Consider the following 18,316-nt stretch of genomic DNA (forward strand, 5'->3'; position numbering starts at 1 on the left):
CAGGCGTGGCGCGGCGGCCAGGGATCGCGCCGCGCGTGGCGGGTGGGGCTAGCCGACCCGCGCCAGCGGCAGGGCGACCACGTTGTCGTGGCGTTGGGACGGTGCCGGCCGGTTGATCTGCTTGAGCATGTCGCTGACCTCGCTGAGCTGCCCGTGCAGGACGTCCTCGTGCACCTGCAGCCGACGCACCTGCTCCTGGCTGTTGAGGTTCTGCTGGGTGAGCTGCTTGAGCGCCAGCATGCTGGTTTCCAGCAACTGCTTCTGCTCGCGGGTGTGCTGCACCAGCGGGGTCAGGGCGCCGTCGTTCCAGCGCAGCACCTGGGCGTGGGCGCCTTCCTGCAGCGCCTGGACCTCCTGGGCGACGGTGGCGAAGAAGCGGCGGCCCAGGGCGCTCTGCTCGGTGAGCAGGGTCTTGACCTGGCGCTGCACCTCCTCGGTCTTGAGTTGCAGCTGGCGCAGCTCGCGGACATAGGGGCGGATGCGCAGTCGCGGCGCTTCCAGGGGATGCAGCGGATTCTCCACATTGTGCCGCTGGTAGACCGCGCCGAGCACCTTGTTGGCCCGATCCGCCTCGTTGTCCAGGGCCAGCAGGTCATGCTCGACCACGCGGAAGAAACGGGTGATGGACTGGTTGATGCCGACGGTGGTCAGGCTGGTGCGAAATTCCCGGCGGGCGGTGTCCAGGTGGGCGTCCAGGCGCTCCGGCGCGACCAGGTCGGTCAGCAGCTTGCGCTGCCCGGCCAGCATGTTCTGGGTGGTGCGCAGATCCAGCAGGCGGCGGTGGTAGAGGTCGTACTCCTGGCGCGTGCGAGCGGTCTGCAACTCCAGGCCGGCACCGGGCAGTTCCTCGTCGGCCAGTTGCGCGTACTGGGCGCGAATGGCCTCCAGGCGCTGTTCGATAAGCGTCCGGCTGGCGCCGAGCAGACCACTGGCCTGCTGCACGATGCGCTGCTGCAACAGACGCTCGCGGGCGCCGACGATGCGTTCGGCGAGCAGCTGTTCGAGGCTGTCCAGCTGGCTGCGCGCGAGCAGTTCCAGATCGCCGCGGACCTTGCCCAGCAGCGCCTGCTTGGCCGACAGCGGCAGGATGTGTTCGGCCGGCAGCGCCAGTTGCCGGGCGCTGGCCTGGCGGACGTTTTCCAGGGACTGGGCGACATGGGCGACCCCGCCGAGGTCGTCCCAGAGGCTGTCGATCTTGTTCATTACCGCGAACAGCCGCTCCGGGGCATCTCCCAGCGAGGGCTTGACGCACTGCTCCCAGAGCGCGAGATCCGAGGCGGTCACGCCGGTGTCGGCACCGATCAGAAAGAGCACGGCCTGGGCGTGGGGCAGCAGCGACAGGGTCAGTTCCGGCTCGGCGCCCAGGGCGTTGAGGCCGGGGGTGTCGAGGATGCGCAGGCCCTGGCGCAGCAGCGGATGGTCGATGCTGATCAGCGCGTGGCGCCAGGCCGGGATGCTGACCAGGCCGTCGCTGTCGAGTTGTTCCAGCTGCTCGGGATCGAAGCCCAGCTGCACGGCGGCGGCGGTTTCCACCTCGCGGGTCTCGGTGACCTTGGCCAGCAGGGCGGCCATGGCGTCCGGGTGACGGTCGTCCAGGGCGAAGCGCTGCCAGGCCTCGGGCGCCTTGCGCCAGGCGGTCAGGCTGCGCTCGTCCAGGCGGCTGTCGATGGGCAGCAGCTGCAGATAGGGACCGTCGGCCGCGGCGTCATAGAAGATCTCGGTGGGGCACATGGTGGTGCGCCCGGCCTGGGACGGCAGCATGCGCTGGCCGTAGTCGGCGAAAAAGAGGGCGTTGATCAGCTCGGTCTTGCCGCGCGAGAACTCGCCGGCGAAGGCGAGGGTGATGCCGTCGGCCTGCAGTTCGCTCTGGCAGGTCGCCAGGGCGGCGTCCAGCGCGGGGGAGGCGAGACGATTACGCTGCAACCAGTCGCGGTAGCGGCCCAATTGGGTATCGAGTTCGGCTTTCCACGTGGCATAGGCATCGACGTGGCGGAACAGGCGTTCCATAGGGGACTTCCTTGACCTGAACAGCAAAGGCTGGACGGTGCCCCAGCGTCCAGCGGGACGTCAATGCCGCCTCCGCCACGACGCGGCAGGCGGTCGTGGCGGGTGCGCGAGTGGTGCGTCAGAGGAAGGGGGCGAGAATCTGCGGCATGCCGGTGGCCGCGGCCAGCTGGCCGATGACGAAGCGGTCCAGCAGATTGATCACGATGAAGGCGAAGATCGGCGACAGATCCAGGCCACCCAGGCTCGGGAGGATGCGGCGGAAAGGCGCCAGCAACGGCTCACAGATCTGGTTGACCAGCTCGGCCGCCGGGTTGTGGGTCTGGGGCGCGACCCAGGAGAGGATGACGCTGACGATCAGGGCGAAGAAGAACACCTTGAGGAACAGCGACGCCACGCCCAGCAGCGCCCAGATCAGCAGGGCAGGGAACAGGCCGCCGATGCTGGCGCCGAGCAGCACCACCACGACCATCATCAGCGCCAGCTGGACCAGGATCGCCAGCACCAGGGCCGCCAGATCGACGCCGCCGAAGCCGGGAATGATGCGCCGTACCGGCTTGAGCAGCGGCTGGGTGGCGCGCACGGTGAATTGCGACAGCGGATTGTAGAAGTCGGCCCGCACCAGCTGCAGGATGAAGCGCAGCAGGATGATCAGCAGATAAAGGCTGCCGAGGGTCTGGATGACGTAGACGAGAGCTTGGGCGAAAGCGGACATGGATACTCCTTATCGATCCGGCAACTGGGCCAGTTCCGCAGCCCGGTCGGCCGCGGCGGTGAGGGCTTCTTCCACCAGGTCCGCGAAGGCCCCGGCTTGGAAGGTTTCGATGGCGCGTTCGGTGGTGCCCTTGGGGGACATCACCGAGCGGCGCAATTGTTCGGGGCTGCGGTCGCCCTGACAGGCCATGGCGGCGGCGCCGCGGGCGGTGTGCAGGGTCAGCTGCTGGGCGACCTCGGCCGGCAGGCCGAGCTTGGTGCCGGCCTCGGTCATGGCTTCCATCAGCAGGAAGAAATAGGCCGGACCGCTGCCGGAGACGGCGGTGACCGCGTCCAGCTGCTGTTCTTCCTCGACCCAGAGGGCCAGGCCGACCGCGGCGAGGATCTCCTGGGCACGGGCGCGCTGTTCGGCAGTGACCTGGTCATTGGCGAACAGGCCGCTGGCACCCAGGCGCAGCTGCGAAGGCACGTTGGGCATGCAGCGTACCAGGGCGCGCTGGCCCAGCCAGAGTGTCAGGCTGGCGCAGGTGATGCCGGCGGCGACCGAGACGATCAGCTGGTCCGGGCGCAGATGGGGCGCCAGCTCCTGGCAGACCTCGCTCATCACCTGGGGCTTCACCCCCAGCACCACCACGTCGGCATCCGCGAGCACGGCGCTGTTGCTGGCCTCGACGCGGATGCCATGGTTTCGGGCCAGGGCTTCGCGCTTGGCCGGATTGCGATTGCTGGCGCTGAGCTGCCGGGCCGGTACGCCCTGGGCGAGCAGCCCGCCGATGATGGCGCCGGCCATGTTGCCGGCGCCGATGAAGGCGATGCGGGTGTCTTTCATCGAGACTTCCTAGGTTGAAGGGGTGGCGCCGTAGTCACGGGCGCCAAAGAGGGCGGTACCGACGCGGACCCAGGTGGCCCCTTCGGCGATGGCGGCTTCCAGATCCTGGCTCATGCCCATGGACAGGGTGTCCAGGCCCAGGTTCAGGGCTTCGCTCAAGGTGCGCAGTCGGGCGAAGGCGGCGCGCTGGCTGGCCGGGTCCTCGGTGGGTTCGGGGATGGCCATCAGGCCACGCAGGCGCAGGTTGGGCAACTGGCTGACCGCGGCGGCCAGGGCTGGCAGGTCGTCGGGGTGGCAGCCGGACTTGCTGGCCTCGCCACTGACGTTGACCTGCAGGCAGATGTTCAGCGGCCCGCGCTCGGGCGGGCGCTGTTCGGCGAGGCGCTGGGCGATCTTCAGGCGATCCACCGAATGCACCCAGTCGAAGTGGCAGGCGATGGCGCGGGTCTTGTTGGACTGGATGGGGCCGATGAAATGCCACACCAGTGGCAGGTCGGCCAGCGCCGGCTGCTTGTCCAGCGCCTCCTGCAGGTAGTTCTCGCCGAAGTCGCGCAGGCCCGCGGCGGCGGCCTCGCGCAAGGCGGCGGCGGGCTTGGTCTTGCTCACCGCCAGCAGGCCGACAGTCGCGGGATCGCGGCCTGCCGTCCGGCTGGCGGCGGCGATGCGTTCGAGTACGGTTGCGCTATTCTCGGCTATCGTGGACATTCAGCCCCTGCTTGCGTCGGCGCATCCGGCAGGCCTCGGCGTACCGGATGAGTGAGTGGCGGTGACCAGGTCAGACCGCCAGTGCTGCGCGGCATTCTACCTGCTTGCTCGACATCTGGGAGTCCCATGGATATCACCGAATTGCTGGCCTTTTCCGCGCGGCAAGGCGCCTCCGACCTGCACCTGTCCGCCGGCCTGCCGCCGATGATCCGCGTCGACGGCGACGTGCGCCGCATCAACCTGCCGGCCTTCGAGCACAAGCAGGTGCACGCGCTGATCTACGACATCATGAACGACAAGCAGCGCAAGGACTTCGAGGAATTCCTGGAGACCGACTTCTCCTTCGAGGTGCCGGGCGTGGCGCGCTTCCGGGTCAATGCCTTCAACCAGAATCGTGGCGCCGGCGCGGTGTTCCGGACCATCCCTTCCAAGGTGCTGAGCATGGAAGAGCTGGGCATGGGCGAGGTGTTCAAGAAGATCACCGACGTTCCGCGCGGCCTGGTGCTGGTGACCGGGCCCACCGGTTCGGGCAAGTCCACCACCCTGGCGGCCATGCTCGACTATCTCAACAACACCAAGTACCACCACATCCTCACCATCGAGGACCCCATCGAATTCGTCCACGAATCCAAGAAGTGCCTGGTCAACCAGCGCGAGGTGCACCGCGACACCCTGGGCTTCTCCGAGGCCCTGCGCTCGGCGCTGCGCGAAGACCCGGACATCATCCTGGTCGGCGAGCTGCGCGACCTGGAGACCATCCGCCTGGCGCTGACCGCGGCCGAGACCGGGCACCTGGTGTTCGGCACCCTGCACACCACCTCGGCGGCCAAGACCATCGACCGGGTGGTGGACGTCTTTCCGGCGGAAGAAAAGTCCATGGTGCGCTCCATGCTGTCCGAATCCCTGCAGGCAGTGGTCTCCCAGACCCTGCTGAAGAAGGTCGGCGGCGGCCGGGTGGCGGCCCACGAGATCATGATCGGCACCCCGGCCATCCGTAACCTGATCCGCGAGGACAAGGTGGCGCAGATGTATTCCTCGATCCAGACCGGTGGCGGCCTGGGCATGCAGACCCTGGACATGTGCCTCAAGGCGCTGCTGGCCAAGGGACTGATCAGCCGCGACGCGGCCCGCGAGAAGGCCAAGACGCCGGAGAACTTCTGATGGATTTCGACAGGTTCCTGCAGCTGATGGTGGACAAGGGGGCGTCCGACCTCTTCATCACCACCGGCGTGCCCCCCTCGATGAAGATCAACGGGCGCATGACGCCGGTCACCAAGGATTCGCTCACGCCGGATCAGTGCCGAGCCATCGTGCTGGGGGTGATGAACGACGAGCAGCGCCAGGAATTCCAGCAGAAGCGCGAGTGCAACTTCGCCATCAGCGCCCGGGGCATCGGCCGCTTCCGGGTCAGCGCCTTCTATCAGCGCAACCTGGTGGGCATGGTGCTGCGCCGCATCGAGGTCAACATCCCCACGGTCGAGCAGCTGCGCCTGCCGGAGATCATCAAGAAGCTGGCCATGACCAAGCGTGGCCTGGTGATCTTCGTCGGCGCCACCGGCACCGGCAAGTCCACTTCGCTGGCGGCCATGATCGGCCACCGCAACAAGAACTCGGCGGGGCACATCATCTCCATCGAGGACCCCATCGAATACATCCACCAGCACCAGGGCTGCATCGTCACCCAGCGCGAGGTGGGCATCGACACCGAGTCCTTCGAGGTGGCGCTGAAGAACACCCTGCGCCAGGCACCGGACGTCATCATGATCGGCGAGATCCGCAGTCGCGACACCATGGAGCACGCCCTGGCCTTCGCCGAGACCGGTCACCTGTGCCTGGCCACCCTGCACGCCAACAACGCCAACCAGGCGCTGGATCGCATCATCCACTTCTTCCCGGCCGATCGGCACGGCCAGACCTGGATGGACCTGTCGCTCAACCTCAAGGGCATCGTCGCTCAGCAGCTGGTGCCCACCACCGACGGCCAGGGGCGGCGCGCGGTGATCGAGGTGCTGCTCAATACCCCGCTGGTCGCCGACCTGATCCGCAAGGGCGAGGTGCATGAACTCAAGGCGCTGATGAAGAAGTCCGGCGAACTGGGCATGCAGACCTTCGACCAGTCGCTCTACAGCCTCTATCGTGACGGTGAGATCAGCTACGAAGCGGCCCTGGCCCACGCCGATTCCGCCAATGACCTGCGGCTGATGATCAAGCTGGGGTCGGAGACGGATGCCGATCACCTCAATCAGACCACCCGCAATCTCTCGGTGGACATGGGCGACGATCCGCCCAAGCGCTTCCGCTAGCCTTCGCCTTCGGCTGCCAGGGTCTTGGCCTCGCGCAGGGCCGCCACCAGGGCCTGGCGCGCCTGCTCCTGTTGCTCGGCGTCCGGGGTGCGCAGGATGTAGGAAGGGTGATAGGTGGCGATGATCCAGCGCTCGTCCAGCCGCAGCGGTCGTCCCATGAACTGCGCCAGGCCCCGGGGCTTGCGCTTGAGCAGGGCTTCCAGAGCGGTCGAGCCCAGGGCCACCACCACCGTCGGCTGGATGTCGCGCAATTCCTGCTCCAGCCAGTAGCGGCAGGGGGCGATCTCCGGTCCCGGGGTGACGTGCTTGCGTCTGCGCCCCTGGGGAATCCACTTGAAGTGCTTGACCGCATTGGTCAGGAATACCTCGCTGCGCTCGAGGCCGGCCTCGGCCAGCGCCGCCATCAGCACCTGCCCGGCCGGGCCGACGAAGGGCCGACCCGCCAGGTCTTCCTGATCACCGGGCTGTTCGCCCAGCAGCAGGATGCGCGCGGTACGCGGGCCTTCGCCGGCCACCGGCTGGGTGGCCTTTTCCCACAGCTCGCAGCGGCGGCAGTCATCGAGGGTGGTGGGCAGCGGTCGCTCCGGCTGCGCACGTTCCGCGGCGATCAATACCTCGCGACCGCTCTGGCGACCCACGGCCTCGGCCTGGGCCAGGCGCTGGGCGCCAGCGCGGGCTTCGCTGAGCAGCGCCGGGATCAGCGACCCTTCCGGCAAATCCTTCCAGAAGCGCGCCGGCATGTTGCCCCTCAGGGTGCGCGGATTGGCCCGCGCCGGATTGAAGGTGCTCCGGTAATAGGCGCGCCAGAGTTCATCGCCGGCGTTGCGGTCATCGTCTTCCGGGGTCTGCCGCGCCAGCTGCTGCAGCTCGGCGGGGCAGGGCTCCACCAGTTGCAGCGCCTGGCCGTCCCAGAGCGCGGCCGCCTCGGGGGTCGCGATCAGCCAGCTGCTGTTGCCCATGCGGTCGCAGAAATGCGGCGCCGCCAGGGCCAGGACGTCGTGGGCCGGCTGGTGCCAGGCCACCCAGGCCGGCGGACCGGCGCTTTCCGCCCGCGGCCGAAAGCGCAGGAAGGCATGCACATGGTGGATCTCGCGGCGGATCGCCTTGACCCGGCGCTGCAATTCGCTGCCATCCTCGTCACCGGCCAGCATCGCCGCCCGTTCCCCCCGCGCGACCCGCCAGAGCACCTGGTAGAGCAGAGCCCAGCGATCATCGCTGCGAAAGCAGGCGGCGTAGTTCAGGGCCTCGGCCAGTTGCGGCGGAATGCGTATGGCGCCACTCGGCGGCGGTGCCGTGGCCTCGACCGGTTCGTCGAACAGATCGCCCAGCCCACGACTCTCCTGCCAGCTCACCTGGGCCGGGGCGATACCCGCCTGGAGCAACCGGCGCGCTTCCTTGCGCCAGCCGGCGAAGGTGCCGTCGAAATCGACTCTCTGCATCTAGAGCAGGGCGAGCTGGGCAGGCGGTTCGGCGAGTTGCCGGCGCAGGTCGAGGGACTCGGCCAGACGCGGCTGTGGCCGGTAGTCCTGGGTGATGATGAAGGGTCGTGCCTTCTCCACGCTGCATTTCAGGCGGATCAGATCGGCGTAGCGGATGCGCCGCTCGCGCCTGAGCTCTACCAGCCGCTTGGCTGAGAGCACGCCGATGCCGGGCACCCGGGCGATCAGCGCCTGGTCGGCCCGATTGAGATCCAGCGGGAAGATGGCGCGGTTGTGCAGCGCCCAGGCCAGTTTGGGGTCAACGTCCAGCGGCAGCTGGCCGTCTTCGGTAGGCAACTCCTCCGCCTGGAAGCCATAGCCACGCATGAGGAAATCGGCCTGGTACAGGCGGTGCTCGCGCAGCAGGGGTGGCGGTTGCAGCGGCACCGTGCCCGGGCTTTCCGGAATGGGGCTGAAGGCCGAGTAGTAGACGCGCTTGAGGCGATAGGCGCCATACAGCGTCTGGGCGGTGTCGAGGATGGTGCGGTCGTCGGTGGCATCGGCACCCACGATCATCTGGGTGCTCTGGCCCGCCGGGGCGAAACGCGGTGCCTTGGCTTCGGCCTCGGCTTCCTCCAGGCCCAGGCGAATGTTGCCCATGGTCTTGCGGATGCTGCTGCCGTTCTTTTCCGGCGCCAGCTTGATCAGGCTGCTCTCGGTGGGCAGCTCGATGTTGACCGACAGGCGATCGGCATAGAGACCCGCCTGGGCGATGATCTCGGGATCGGCGTCGGGAATGGTCTTGAGGTGGATGTAGCCGCGGAACTGGTGCTGTTCGCGCAACAGCTGGGCCACCCGGGTCATCTGCTCCATGGTGTAGTTGGAGGAGCGGATGATGCCGGAGCTGAGGAACAATCCGCTGATGACATTGCGCCGGTAGAAGTCGAGGGTCAGCTGCACCACTTCCTCGGGCGTGAAGCGCGCCCGCGGCACGTTGCTGCTACGACGATTGACGCAGTACTGGCAGTCGTACTGGCAGAAGTTGGTCAGCAGCACCTTGAGCAGCGCCACGCAGCGCCCATCGGGGGTGAAACTGTGGCAGATGCCCATGCCATCGGTCGAGCCCAGGCCGTCCTTGCCCTTCGAGCTGCGTTTGGGCGCACCGCTGCTGGCGCAGGACACGTCGTACTTGGCGGCATCGGCGAGAATGATCAGCTTGTCGGCGAGCTCCATCGAGATCTCCTGGACTGTGATTGCATACAGTATCCAGGAAGCGGAGCGTCGTTCAATGGCTTTGCGCCGGGCGGCGCCGAGTGGAGCGACACTCCGCCGGGCGGTAGCGACCCGGCGGAGCGAGGGGCGGGATCAGGACTTGCGGGTACGCTTGGTACGCGGCTTGTCCGCGACGGGATCGGTTTCCGCCGCCAGGGTATTGGGCTGCTGCAGCACGCGCTTGGCCGACGCGAACCTCTTGGTCCAGTAGGGCTTGCTCAGGTGGTCGACGCGCACGCTCTCGCCACTGCGCGGGGCATGGACGAAACGATCGTTGCCCAGATAGATGGCGACGTGATCGATGCCGCTGCGCTGACCGGTCTTGAAGAACACCAGGTCGCCGGCCTTGAGATCGCCACGAGCGACCTTGGGGCCCTTGAGCTGGGACAGCTCACGGGAGGTACGCGGCAGCTTGACGTTGTGTACGTCGCGATAGACGTAGTTCACCAGGCCGCTGCAATCCAGGCCGTTCTGCGGATTGGTACCGCCGAAGCGATAGGGCGTACCGACCAGGTCCATGGCGCGGGTCGCGACCTGGGCACCGACGTTGCGGGTGGCAGCCTGGGCGGTGGCCTGCTTACGGTGCAGGGCGCTGGTGGCGCGGGCGGCGTGCTTGGCGCGGGCGGCGGAGGCGGCCTGGGTAGGGTCCACCTTCGCGACGCGGCGAGCGGCGGTCTTGGGTGCGGGAGCGGCGGAGGCGTGCCGGGCGGCGGTCTTGGGAGCTGAGGCGGCGGTGACATGCCGGGCTGCGACCTTGTGGACCGGAGCGGCAGTGCGCGCTGCAGAGTTCTCTTTCGCTTGAACTGCCGCTGGCAGTACAAGACAGGCGGAGAGCCATGTCAGAAGAAATAAACGCATTGTCGTAGGGGTGTCTGAAGATCGAAGCGAGGGATTCTATACCAACCCTGTGGATATTTTGTGCACCTCTCATCAAGAAATTATGTAATTTTTAGCGGAAAGTGAGGTCCCTTGAGCGCCAACCAGTGAGACTCCCTGGGCATTCATCCAGTTTTCGACATAAAGTCACGGTGAAGGTAAGGGTGTAGGTAAGGCGGGTCTTTTCCTTAAGTCGCGAGGTCGTAGGCATGCGGTATCAGGACACTCACAGCAAGGTCATGGGCTATCTGCTGTGGATCTTCGGTTTTCTCGGCGCCCATCGCTTCTACTATGGCAAGCCGGTCACCGGCACGATCTGGTTCTGCACCCTGGGCCTGCTGGGCATCGGCTGGCTGATCGATCTGTTCCTGATCCCGGCCATGGATCGCGAGGCGGATCTGCGCTTCCAGTCCGGCTCCCTCAACTACAGCCTCGGCTGGATCCTGCTGACCTTTCTCGGCCTCTTCGGCGTCCACCGTCTCTACCTGGGCAAGTGGATCACCGCCATCCTCTATTTCTTTACGGCGGGTTTCTTCCTGCTGGGCGTGCTCTACGACTTCTGGACGCTCAACTCGCAGATCTCCGAGGAGAACCGCCGGCGGCTGGTGCGCTAGGTTCGGTTGGGCGACAAGCAGAAGGGGCTCCGCGGAGCCCCTTCTGCTATTCAGGCATCACGCCGGTAGGTGGTGCGGCCACCCACCAGGGTGCGCTCGACGCGTCCCGCCAGGGTGAGGCCCCGGAAGGGGCAGTTGCGGCCGCGGGACAGCCAGGGCGTCGCTGCCTGGGCGGTCGGCTGCTGGGCGAACAGCACCAGGTCGGCCGGCAGGTCCTTGGCCAGGCGGCCCGCGTCGAGGCGCAGGGCCTGGGCCGGACCCTGGGTCAGGCGGGCCAGCAGGGTCGGCAGATCCAGCAGGCCGTCTTCCACCAGCGTCAGGGCCAGCGGCAGCAGCAGTTCGACACTGCTGATGCCCGGCTCGGTGGCGGCGAAGGGGGCCAGCTTGGCATCCGCCTCATGGGGCTGGTGGTGGCTGGAGATGGCACCGATCACGCCGTCTCGCACCCCGGCTCTCAGGGCGTCGCGATCTCGCGCGGTACGCAGCGGCGGCTTGACGTGGTAGAGGCTGGAAAAGCCCTGCAGCGCCTCGTCGGTGAGCAGCAGCTGGTAGAGCGCCACATCGGCGGTCACCGGCAGGCCACGGGCCTGGGCGGCGGCGATCATCTCCACCGCGCGAGCACTGGTCAGCTGCCCGAAGTGGGCGCGTACGCCGCTCTGCTCCACCAGCAGCAGATCGCGGGACAGGGCGATGGTCTCCGCCGTCTCCGGAATGCCGGTGAGCCCCAGGAAGCTGGCGGTGGGGCCTTCATGGGCCAGGCCGCCATGGGCCAGATCGGCGTCGAGGGCGGTAAAGACCACGGTGAGGTCGAAGGTGGCGGCATATTCCAGCGCGCGCCGCTGTACCCGCAGATTCTCGAACGGCTGCAGGCCGTTGGTGAAGGCCACGCAACCGGCGTCGCGCAAGGCCATCAGCTCCGACAGCTGCTCGCCGGCCAGGCCCTTGGTCAGGGCGCCGATGGGATGGACGCGGGCGTGATCGGCGGTGCGCGCCCGATCGAGGATGAGTTCGGCCACCGCGGTGGTGTCCAGCACCGGACGGGTGGTGGGCGGGCAGCACAGGCTGGTGACGCCTCCGGCCGCAGCGGCGCGGGTCTCGCTGTCGACATTGCCCTTGCGGGTCAGGCCCGGTTCGCACAGGGCGACATCCAGATCGACCAGGCCGGGGGCCAGGATCAGGCCGCTGGCGTCGAGCTGCTCGTCGGCCTGAAAGCCCAGGGGCGCTTCACCGAGGGCCAGGATGCGACCCTGGTCGACATGGACATCGCTGATCTGGTCGAGACCGGTGGCCGGGTCGATCAGCCGGGCATTGCGGATGCTCAGGCTCACTGCGCATTCTCCTGTAGCTGACGCTGGGCCGTCTGCCCGCTCATGGTCATCGACAGTACCGCCATGCGAACCGCGATGCCGTAGGTGACCTGGTTCAGGATGACCGACTGCTCGCCATCGGCGACCGCCGATTCGATCTCCACGCCGCGGTTGATCGGGCCGGGGTGCATGACGATGGCATCGGGCTTGGCGCGGGCCAGGCGCTGGCGGGTCAGGCCGAACAGCCGGTAGTACTCTCCTTCGCTGGGCAGCAGGCCGCCCTGCATGCGCTCGCGCTGCAGGCGCAGCATGATCACTACGTCCACGCCATCCAGGCCCTCGGCCAGGTCGGTACAGGTGCGCACGCCATAGAGCTCTTCGAGGCCGACCGGCAGCAGGGTGCGCGGCGCGACCACGCGGATGTCGCGGCAGCCCAGGGTGCGCAGCGCCAGCATGTCGGAGCGGGCGACCCGGGAGTGCAGGATGTCGCCGACGATGGCCACCGAGAGGTTGGCGAAGTCGCCCTTGTGGCGGCGGATGGTCAGCATGTCGAGCATGCCCTGGGTGGGGTGCGCATGGCGCCCGTCACCGCCATTGATGATGGCCACATCCGGGCAGACGTGCTCGGCGATGAAGTGGGCGGCGCCGGAATCGGCGTGGCGCACCACGAACATGTCGGCGGCCATGGCCTCCAGGTTGCGCAGGGTGTCGAACAGCGTCTCGCCCTTGCTGGTGGAAGAGGTGGAGACGTTGAGGGTGATGACGTCCGCCGACAGCCGCTTGGCCGCCAGCTCGAAGGTGGTGCGGGTGCGGGTCGAATTCTCGAAGAAGACGTTGCACACGGTCTTGCCGCGCAGCAGTGGCACCTTCTTCACCGCCCGGGCTCCGACCTCCAGAAAGGAGTCGGCGGTATCGAGCAATTCGGTGAGGAGTTCGGCGGGCAGGTCGTCGAGTGACAGGAAATGGCGCAATTGGCCCTGGGCGTTGAGTTGCAGCGAGCGCGTAGCGTCGGTCATGGCAGCGAATCCAGGTCAGGCGGCGGGGACGTCGCGGTATTCGAGGGCGAGCGGCGAGGGGCCGGTCAGCTTGACGCGCTGGGTGGGGGCCAGGCTCAGGGTGGCGCCCACCACGTCGGGCTGGATCGGCAATTCGCGGGCATTGACGTCCAGCAGGCAGACCAGGGTCACACTGGCGGGACGGCCATAGTCGAAGAGTTCGTTGAGCGCCGCGCGCACGGTGCGACCGCTCATCAGCACATCGTCCACCAGCACCAGGTGGCGACCATCGATCTCGAACGGCAGGGCCGAGGGGCGCACCTGCGGGTGCAGGCCCTTCTGGGTGAAGTCGTCGCGGTAGAAGGAGACGTCCAGGCTGCCCAGCGGGGTGTCCAGGCCGAGTTCGGCCAGCAGGGCCTCGGCGACCCAGAGGCCGCCGGTGTGGATGCCGACGAAGCCGGGATCGGTGATGCCGCGGCGATTCAGCGACAGACGCAGGTCGGCGGCCAGCCGCGGCAGGAGCTCGGCGGGAGAGGGCAGGTGCATGGCTACTCCGATTGCGGGCGCGCGGCCCGTTCCAGTTGTTGGGTCAGCCAGCCTTCCAGGAGAAGGGCGGCGGCAAGGGCGTCCACCGGGCGTTCGCGATAACCGTCGCGCTGACCGCCCTGCAGGCGCTCGCCCTTGGCGGCATAGGTAGTGAGGCGCTCGTCATGGGTATGCACGGGCAGGCCGTAGCGTCCCTGCAGGCGGCGGGCGAAACGTTCGGCGCGCTCGCTCATCTCGCTGGGCGTACCGTCCATGTTCAGTGGCAGACCGACCACCAGGGCGGTGGGGCGCCACTCGTCCAGCAGGCGCTGGATCTGCTGCCAGTCGGGTGCGCCGTTCTGCGCCTTGAGGGTGAGCAGTTCACGGGCCTGGCCGGTCACGGCCTGGCCGACGGCGACGCCGATCTGGCGGCTGCCATAGTCGAAGCCCAGATAGAGCCCGCTGGGCGCGCTCATGCGTGACCCGCCTGACGCGAGAGCAGCCGCAGGTCGACCCCCAGCAGGGCGGCGGCCGCGCCGAGGCGCTGCTCGCTCGGCGTCTCGAACAGCAGGGCGCTGGTGGCCGGGGTGGTGAGCCAGAGATTGGCCGCCAGTTCCTCTTCCAGCTGGCCGGGGCCCCAGCCGCTGTAGCCGAGGGTGATCAGGTGGCGGCTCGGGCCGGTACCGTCGGAGAGGGCGAAGAGCACGTCCGGCGAGGTGGTCAGGCTCAGTTCTTCGAGTTCCAGGGTGTTCTGGAACACCGGGCCGGCGTCATGCAGGACGAAGCCCCGATCGGCCTGCACCGGGCCACCGGCATAGAGCGCGACCTGGGCATCTTCCTGGGTGACCGGTATCTCAGGGCGCAGCTGTTCGAGCAGGTCGTCCAGGTGCAGGCCATTGGGGCGGTTGATCACCAGGCCCATGGCGCCATCCGGGCCGTGGTCGACGAGGTAGATCACCGTCTCGGCGAAATGGGGATCGTCCATCTGCGGCATGGCGATCAGGAGCTGGTGCTGTAGGGTGGTGCTGGAGGTCGGCTTCATGACCGGCAAGTTTCCCGGTTGCGCGGTCCGGCTTCAAGTCCAACGGCGTCCCGGACTATTGACTGGACAGGCGGTCGCCACGCTCGAAGCGCCAGGTGCGGATGATCTCCAGCCGGTCGATGTCGGCCAGATCGCCGCTGAAGGGAGCGAAGGGTGCCGCCAGCCGGACGATGCGCAGCGCCGCCTGGTCCAGCACCTGGCGTCCCGAGGACTCCAGCACCTGGACCTCGTAGAGCGAGCCGTCCTTGTTGATGGCCACCAGCAGACGCAGGCTGCCGTAGAGGCGGTCGCGCTTGGCCTGCTCGGGGTAGTTGAGATTGCCGATGCGTTCGATCTTGCGCCGCCATTCTTCCTTGTAACGGGCGCCCTTGTCCTTTTGCGTCGAGGCGGCATTGATCCGCCAGATCTTCGGCCGCTTGGCGTATTGCTGGCGTTCCTCGGCGAGCTGGGCTTCCAGGCTGGCGAGTTCGGCGGCCTGGCTGTCGGACTCGGGGCTGGGCGCATCGCGCTGCTCCCGCTCCGGCGTCTCGCGACTGGGTTCGGCCTTGGTCGGCCGCGCGGCGCGGGTGGTCACCGCGGCCTTGGGCGCCTGGGCGCGATCCGCCGCCGGCGGGCGAGCCGGAGGCGCGGCCTGGCGGATCTCGCTGTCGTGGAAAGGCGCCTGCACCGGGGTGCTCGGCGCCGCCGCCTTGTCCAGCGTACCGCTGCCCTGCTGATTTTCCTGGGCCAGGAAGTCGGCCTGCTTGGGCGCCTCGTCGCTCTTGAAGCTGGCCAGCGTCACCTCCAGGGTGCGACTGATCTGGGTAGGCTCGGGCAGCGAAAAGCCGACGCCGAGAATCAGCACGACGTGCAGCAGGGTCGCGATGAGCAGCGTGAAGCCCAGGCGGTCGGCGGGACGAACCTGGGCGGCGGGGGAGGAGGCGGTGCTGGGCATTGACTGGGTCGGCAAGGGCAGAGGACGCGCGGCAGGGCTGGCGCCAGTCTGCGGATTGTATCCGCGGTTGTCCATGCCGCCGCGGGCGGCATGGACGCGCGCCTCAGCCCGCGCGTTGCTGCGCGATCACGTCCATCAGGCGTTCGGCGATGCGGGTGTCGTAGGCCGCATCGATCTCGCGGATGCAGGTCGGGCTGGTGACGTTGATCTCGGTCAGGTGCTCGCCGATCACGTCCAGACCGACGAAGAGCAGGCCGCGCTTGCGCAATTCCGGACCCACCGTCGCGGCGATCTCGCGGTCCCGTGCCGACAGCGGCTGGGCGACGCCGCGGCCACCGGCGGCCAGGTTGCCGCGGGTCTCGCCCTGGGCCGGAATGCGCGCCAGGCAATAGTCCACGGGTTCGCCGTCGATCATCAGGATGCGCTTGTCACCGTCCTTGATACCGGGCAGATAGCGCTGGGCGATGATCTGCTGGGTACCGTGGGCGGTCAGGGTCTCGAGGATCACCGAAAGATTCGGGTCGCCTTCGCGGTGACGGAACACCGAGCTGCCACCCATGCCGTCCAGCGGCTTGAGAATGACGTCGCCGTGGGTGCGGGCGAATTCGCGGATGATGTCGGCGCGGCGGCTGACCAGGGTTGGCGGCGCCAGCTCGGGGAACAGGGTGGCGAAGAACTTCTCGTTGCAGTCGCGCAGGCTGGCGGGACGGTTGACCACCAGCGTGCCGCCACGCTCGGCCTGCTCCAGCAGGTAGGTGGCATAGACGAATTCGTTGTCGAAGGGCGGATCCTTGCGCATCAGGATCACGTCCAGCTCGCGCAGCGGCAGGTCGACGTCTTCGCCAAAGGCGAACCAGCGCTCCGGATCCTGGAACACGTCCAGCTGCCGACCGCGACCGCGGGCCTCGCCATCGACCTGGTACAGGTCCTGCATCTCGAAATAGTGCAGGGTCCAGCCGCGCGCCTTGGCCGCCCACAGCATGGCCATGGAGCTGTCCTTCTTATAGGAGATGCGTTCGATGGGATCCATGACGATCCCCAGACGGATACTCATTGACGCTAGACCTCGGTTCTACGTGGGCAAGGCGTCAGAATAGCCCTTCGATCCCCTTCAGTGCCAATGCTTGCGCGATCGTCGTGGTGGGCGGGCCGGTGGTCCGCCACCAGGGGATCTGCGTGGTACGTCACGGTATTGTGTGCTACAAAGAGGCGCCGCCAAAGTGCCCGGATCGACATCATTCACGTTGCATCGACGATGAGCTGGTAGCTTGAACATGGAACAGTATTCGGAAGGGCTGAAGGTCATGGTGATCGACGACTCGAAGACGATTCGTCGGACCGCCGAGACCCTGCTCAAGAAAGTTGGCTGCGAAGTCATCACTGCCATCGATGGATTCGATGCGCTCGCCAAGATCGCCGATAGTCATCCCCACATCATCTTCGTGGACATCATGATGCCGCGACTGGATGGCTATCAGACCTGCGCGCTGATCAAGAACAACAGCGCCTTCCGCGCGACGCCCGTCATCATGCTCTCTTCCCGTGACGGACTCTTCGACAAGGCCAAGGGCCGCATCGTCGGCTCTGACCAGTACCTCACCAAACCCTTCAGCAAAGAAGAGCTGATCGGTGCGATCAAGACCCACGTCCCCAGTTTCACTCCGCTCGAACAAGCGTCCTGAGTGTCCTGAGGCGGGCGATTCTATCTAGTAGGAAATTTTCATGGCTCGAATTCTGATCGTCGACGACTCTCCCACCGAGATGTACAAGCTCACCGCCATGCTGGAAAAGCATGGTCATCAGGTGCTCAAGGCCGAGAACGGCGCCGACGGCGTCGCCCTGGCCCGCCAGGAGAAGCCCGACGCGGTCCTGATGGATATCGTCATGCCCGGCCTCAACGGCTTCCAGGCGACCCGGCAGCTGACCAAGGATGCCGAGACCAGCCATATCCCGGTGGTCATCGTCACCACCAAGGACCAGGAAACCGACAAGGTCTGGGGCAAGCGCCAGGGCGCCAAGGACTACCTCACCAAGCCCATCGACGAAGACACCCTGTTGCGCACCCTGGCGGGTGTCCTGCAAGGCTGAGGTCTTTCGTCCGTTTCTCGCGGCAGCGCCCCACTGGGCAGGGAATCCTATGAGCGACGCCTCCACGCCCTACGAGCTCTTGCGCCTGATCGATCTGCGCTGCCGCGAGCGGGCAGCCGGTCTGCCGGCGCAACAGGAAAACCAGCGCAGCTGGAGTGGCATCGGCTTTCGTCTCGGTGAATTGCGCTTCGTGATTCCCATGGGCGAGGTCAGCGAGATTCTGCCGGAGCCGCGTTTCACCGCTCTGCCCGGCGTCAAGCCATGGCTCAAGGGCGTAGCCAATGTGCGCGGTCGCCTGCTGCCGATCGCCGACCTGGGGCAGTTCCTCGGCGTGAAGATCCAGGCCCTGCGCAAACAGCGGCGGATCCTGATCGTCGACCATGGCGACCTCTTCGTCGGATTGGCGGTTGACGAAGTCCTGGGTATGCAGCATTTCGACATCGAGGCCTATCGCGAGCACGCCGACAGCGTGCCGTCGGGCCTGCACTTCTTTCTGGAAGGTGTCTTCCAACGCGACGTGCCCTGGCTGGTCTGCAGCCCGCGCGCCTTGGTCGAGCATCCCGAATTCATGGACGTCGCGGCCTAGGTCGCCAGACGTCCGGACGCTGCAAGGCGGATCGGGGTCGGGATGGCAGGAGCCGTCGCCGACGGGTGGGGGTAGGGCGCCGAACACCGGCTTCAAGCGAACCG

At 67.2% G+C, this 18,316-nt stretch carries 20 protein-coding genes; 6 read left to right on the forward strand and 14 right to left on the reverse strand.

Annotated features, from left to right (window positions below):
* Positions 1 to 48 precede the first annotated feature (48 nt).
* From OMP44_RS13050 to OMP44_RS13065, 4 genes are all read right to left on the reverse strand, one after another.
* Complete coding sequence (locus OMP44_RS13050; protein ID WP_133861460.1) at positions 49 to 2,007, reverse strand: dynamin family protein; 1,959 nt, start codon at positions 2,005 to 2,007, stop codon at positions 49 to 51.
* 118 nt (positions 2,008 to 2,125) lie between these two features.
* The gene (locus OMP44_RS13055) at positions 2,126 to 2,719 is read right to left on the reverse strand and encodes a YggT family protein (RefSeq protein ID WP_017640989.1); all 594 of its coding nucleotides are present in this window, start codon (positions 2,717 to 2,719) and stop codon (positions 2,126 to 2,128) included.
* A 9-nt stretch (positions 2,720 to 2,728) separates the two neighbouring features.
* Complete coding sequence (gene proC, locus OMP44_RS13060; RefSeq protein WP_280308714.1) at positions 2,729 to 3,547, reverse strand: pyrroline-5-carboxylate reductase; 819 nt, start codon at positions 3,545 to 3,547, stop codon at positions 2,729 to 2,731.
* Between the two features lie 9 nt (positions 3,548 to 3,556).
* Positions 3,557 to 4,252 carry a YggS family pyridoxal phosphate-dependent enzyme gene (locus OMP44_RS13065; protein ID WP_187980364.1) on the reverse strand — a complete coding sequence of 232 codons (696 nt, stop codon included), beginning with the start codon at positions 4,250 to 4,252 and terminating at the stop codon, positions 3,557 to 3,559.
* Between the two features lie 126 nt (positions 4,253 to 4,378).
* On the opposite strand from OMP44_RS13065, the gene pilT reads away from it, so the two are divergent.
* Together pilT and OMP44_RS13075 are read left to right on the forward strand one after the other, a co-directional pair.
* A complete protein-coding gene (pilT, locus tag OMP44_RS13070) occupies positions 4,379 to 5,413 on the forward strand; it encodes a type IV pilus twitching motility protein PilT (protein ID WP_007161666.1) in 1,035 nt (344 codons plus the stop codon).
* Positions 5,413 to 6,555 carry a PilT/PilU family type 4a pilus ATPase gene (locus OMP44_RS13075; RefSeq protein WP_133861457.1) on the forward strand — a complete coding sequence of 381 codons (1,143 nt, stop codon included), beginning with the start codon at positions 5,413 to 5,415 and terminating at the stop codon, positions 6,553 to 6,555. The genes pilT and OMP44_RS13075 overlap by 1 nt, the downstream gene beginning before the upstream one ends.
* Here the strand turns inward: OMP44_RS13075 and OMP44_RS13080 are convergent.
* The 3 genes from OMP44_RS13080 to OMP44_RS13090 all read right to left on the reverse strand — a co-directional run bounded on the left by OMP44_RS13080 (position 6,552) and on the right by OMP44_RS13090 (position 9,896).
* Positions 6,552 to 7,994, reverse strand: coding sequence for a UdgX family uracil-DNA binding protein (locus tag OMP44_RS13080; protein ID WP_280308719.1), 1,443 nt, complete (start codon positions 7,992 to 7,994; stop codon positions 6,552 to 6,554). The genes OMP44_RS13075 and OMP44_RS13080 overlap by 4 nt on opposite strands.
* On the reverse strand, positions 7,995 to 9,206 hold the full coding sequence (locus tag OMP44_RS13085; RefSeq protein ID WP_017640984.1) for a putative DNA modification/repair radical SAM protein: 1,212 nt from the start codon (positions 9,204 to 9,206) through the stop codon (positions 7,995 to 7,997).
* A gap of 132 nt (positions 9,207 to 9,338) precedes the next feature.
* Complete coding sequence (locus OMP44_RS13090; RefSeq protein ID WP_133861455.1) at positions 9,339 to 9,896, reverse strand: C40 family peptidase; 558 nt, start codon at positions 9,894 to 9,896, stop codon at positions 9,339 to 9,341.
* 434 nt (positions 9,897 to 10,330) lie between these two features.
* Here OMP44_RS13090 and OMP44_RS13095 point away from each other — a divergent pair, with 434 nt between their 5' ends.
* Positions 10,331 to 10,735, forward strand: coding sequence for an NINE protein (locus tag OMP44_RS13095; RefSeq protein ID WP_133861454.1), 405 nt, complete (start codon positions 10,331 to 10,333; stop codon positions 10,733 to 10,735).
* Between the two features lie 50 nt (positions 10,736 to 10,785).
* On the opposite strand, the gene OMP44_RS13100 is transcribed toward OMP44_RS13095, so the two are convergent.
* From OMP44_RS13100 to gshB, 7 genes are all read right to left on the reverse strand, one after another.
* Positions 10,786 to 12,063 carry a dihydroorotase gene (locus OMP44_RS13100; protein WP_280308724.1) on the reverse strand — a complete coding sequence of 426 codons (1,278 nt, stop codon included), beginning with the start codon at positions 12,061 to 12,063 and terminating at the stop codon, positions 10,786 to 10,788.
* Positions 12,060 to 13,058, reverse strand: coding sequence for an aspartate carbamoyltransferase catalytic subunit (locus OMP44_RS13105; protein WP_133861452.1), 999 nt, complete (start codon positions 13,056 to 13,058; stop codon positions 12,060 to 12,062). Before OMP44_RS13105 ends, OMP44_RS13100 begins: the two co-directional genes overlap by 4 nt.
* Positions 13,059 to 13,073: 15 nt before the next feature.
* Positions 13,074 to 13,583 carry a bifunctional pyr operon transcriptional regulator/uracil phosphoribosyltransferase PyrR gene (pyrR, locus tag OMP44_RS13110; protein ID WP_133861451.1) on the reverse strand — a complete coding sequence of 170 codons (510 nt, stop codon included), beginning with the start codon at positions 13,581 to 13,583 and terminating at the stop codon, positions 13,074 to 13,076.
* 2 nt (positions 13,584 to 13,585) lie between these two features.
* A complete protein-coding gene (gene ruvX / locus OMP44_RS13115) occupies positions 13,586 to 14,038 on the reverse strand; it encodes a Holliday junction resolvase RuvX (RefSeq protein WP_280308726.1) in 453 nt (150 codons plus the stop codon).
* The gene (locus OMP44_RS13120) at positions 14,035 to 14,604 is read right to left on the reverse strand and encodes a YqgE/AlgH family protein (RefSeq protein ID WP_280308728.1); all 570 of its coding nucleotides are present in this window, start codon (positions 14,602 to 14,604) and stop codon (positions 14,035 to 14,037) included. The genes ruvX and OMP44_RS13120 overlap by 4 nt, the downstream gene beginning before the upstream one ends.
* Before the next feature lie 55 nt (positions 14,605 to 14,659).
* Positions 14,660 to 15,538, reverse strand: coding sequence for an energy transducer TonB (locus OMP44_RS13125; RefSeq protein ID WP_187980360.1), 879 nt, complete (start codon positions 15,536 to 15,538; stop codon positions 14,660 to 14,662).
* A gap of 103 nt (positions 15,539 to 15,641) precedes the next feature.
* Entirely contained in the window at positions 15,642 to 16,592 is a 951-nt protein-coding gene (gshB, locus tag OMP44_RS13130) for a glutathione synthase (protein ID WP_133861447.1), read from the reverse strand.
* A 220-nt stretch (positions 16,593 to 16,812) separates the two neighbouring features.
* Between gshB and pilG the strand changes: the two genes are divergently transcribed.
* Genes pilG through OMP44_RS13145 form a run of 3 tightly spaced genes read left to right on the forward strand, consistent with a single transcriptional unit; the run spans position 16,813 to position 18,212 of the window.
* Positions 16,813 to 17,220, forward strand: a complete 408-nt coding sequence (gene pilG, locus OMP44_RS13135; RefSeq protein WP_007161679.1) for a twitching motility response regulator PilG — start codon at positions 16,813 to 16,815, stop codon at positions 17,218 to 17,220.
* Positions 17,221 to 17,260: 40 nt separating this feature from the next.
* Positions 17,261 to 17,626, forward strand: a complete 366-nt coding sequence (pilH, locus tag OMP44_RS13140) for a twitching motility response regulator PilH (RefSeq protein ID WP_007161680.1) — start codon at positions 17,261 to 17,263, stop codon at positions 17,624 to 17,626.
* A gap of 49 nt (positions 17,627 to 17,675) precedes the next feature.
* Positions 17,676 to 18,212, forward strand: coding sequence for a chemotaxis protein CheW (locus OMP44_RS13145; protein ID WP_273860888.1), 537 nt, complete (start codon positions 17,676 to 17,678; stop codon positions 18,210 to 18,212).
* The last annotated feature ends 104 nt before the right edge of the window (positions 18,213 to 18,316 follow it).

It is taken from the genome of Pseudomonas flavocrustae, from assembly GCF_029872515.1.
GTDB lineage: Bacteria > Pseudomonadota > Gammaproteobacteria > Pseudomonadales > Pseudomonadaceae > Chryseomonas > Chryseomonas aestiva.

Coding starts and splice junctions, on each gene's coding strand:
- OMP44_RS13085 (WP_017640984.1), bottom strand. CDS start 9,206: ATGGAGCTCGCCGACAAGCTGATCATTCTCGCCGATGCCGCCAAGTAC.
- OMP44_RS13050 (WP_133861460.1), bottom strand. CDS start 2,007: ATGGAACGCCTGTTCCGCCACGTCGATGCCTATGCCACGTGGAAAGCC.
- pyrR (WP_133861451.1), bottom strand. CDS start 13,583: ATGCACCTGCCCTCTCCCGCCGAGCTCCTGCCGCGGCTGGCCGCCGAC.
- OMP44_RS13095 (WP_133861454.1), top strand. CDS start 10,331: ATGCGGTATCAGGACACTCACAGCAAGGTCATGGGCTATCTGCTGTGG.
- OMP44_RS13120 (WP_280308728.1), bottom strand. CDS start 14,604: ATGAAGCCGACCTCCAGCACCACCCTACAGCACCAGCTCCTGATCGCC.
- OMP44_RS13055 (WP_017640989.1), bottom strand. CDS start 2,719: ATGTCCGCTTTCGCCCAAGCTCTCGTCTACGTCATCCAGACCCTCGGC.
- OMP44_RS13125 (WP_187980360.1), bottom strand. CDS start 15,538: ATGCCCAGCACCGCCTCCTCCCCCGCCGCCCAGGTTCGTCCCGCCGAC.
- pilG (WP_007161679.1), top strand. CDS start 16,813: ATGGAACAGTATTCGGAAGGGCTGAAGGTCATGGTGATCGACGACTCG.
- OMP44_RS13075 (WP_133861457.1), top strand. CDS start 5,413: ATGGATTTCGACAGGTTCCTGCAGCTGATGGTGGACAAGGGGGCGTCC.
- OMP44_RS13080 (WP_280308719.1), bottom strand. CDS start 7,994: ATGCAGAGAGTCGATTTCGACGGCACCTTCGCCGGCTGGCGCAAGGAA.
- gshB (WP_133861447.1), bottom strand. CDS start 16,592: ATGAGTATCCGTCTGGGGATCGTCATGGATCCCATCGAACGCATCTCC.
- ruvX (WP_280308726.1), bottom strand. CDS start 14,038: ATGAGCGCGCCCAGCGGGCTCTATCTGGGCTTCGACTATGGCAGCCGC.
- OMP44_RS13145 (WP_273860888.1), top strand. CDS start 17,676: ATGAGCGACGCCTCCACGCCCTACGAGCTCTTGCGCCTGATCGATCTG.
- pilH (WP_007161680.1), top strand. CDS start 17,261: ATGGCTCGAATTCTGATCGTCGACGACTCTCCCACCGAGATGTACAAG.
- OMP44_RS13105 (WP_133861452.1), bottom strand. CDS start 13,058: ATGACCGACGCTACGCGCTCGCTGCAACTCAACGCCCAGGGCCAATTG.
- proC (WP_280308714.1), bottom strand. CDS start 3,547: ATGAAAGACACCCGCATCGCCTTCATCGGCGCCGGCAACATGGCCGGC.
- OMP44_RS13065 (WP_187980364.1), bottom strand. CDS start 4,252: ATGTCCACGATAGCCGAGAATAGCGCAACCGTACTCGAACGCATCGCC.
- pilT (WP_007161666.1), top strand. CDS start 4,379: ATGGATATCACCGAATTGCTGGCCTTTTCCGCGCGGCAAGGCGCCTCC.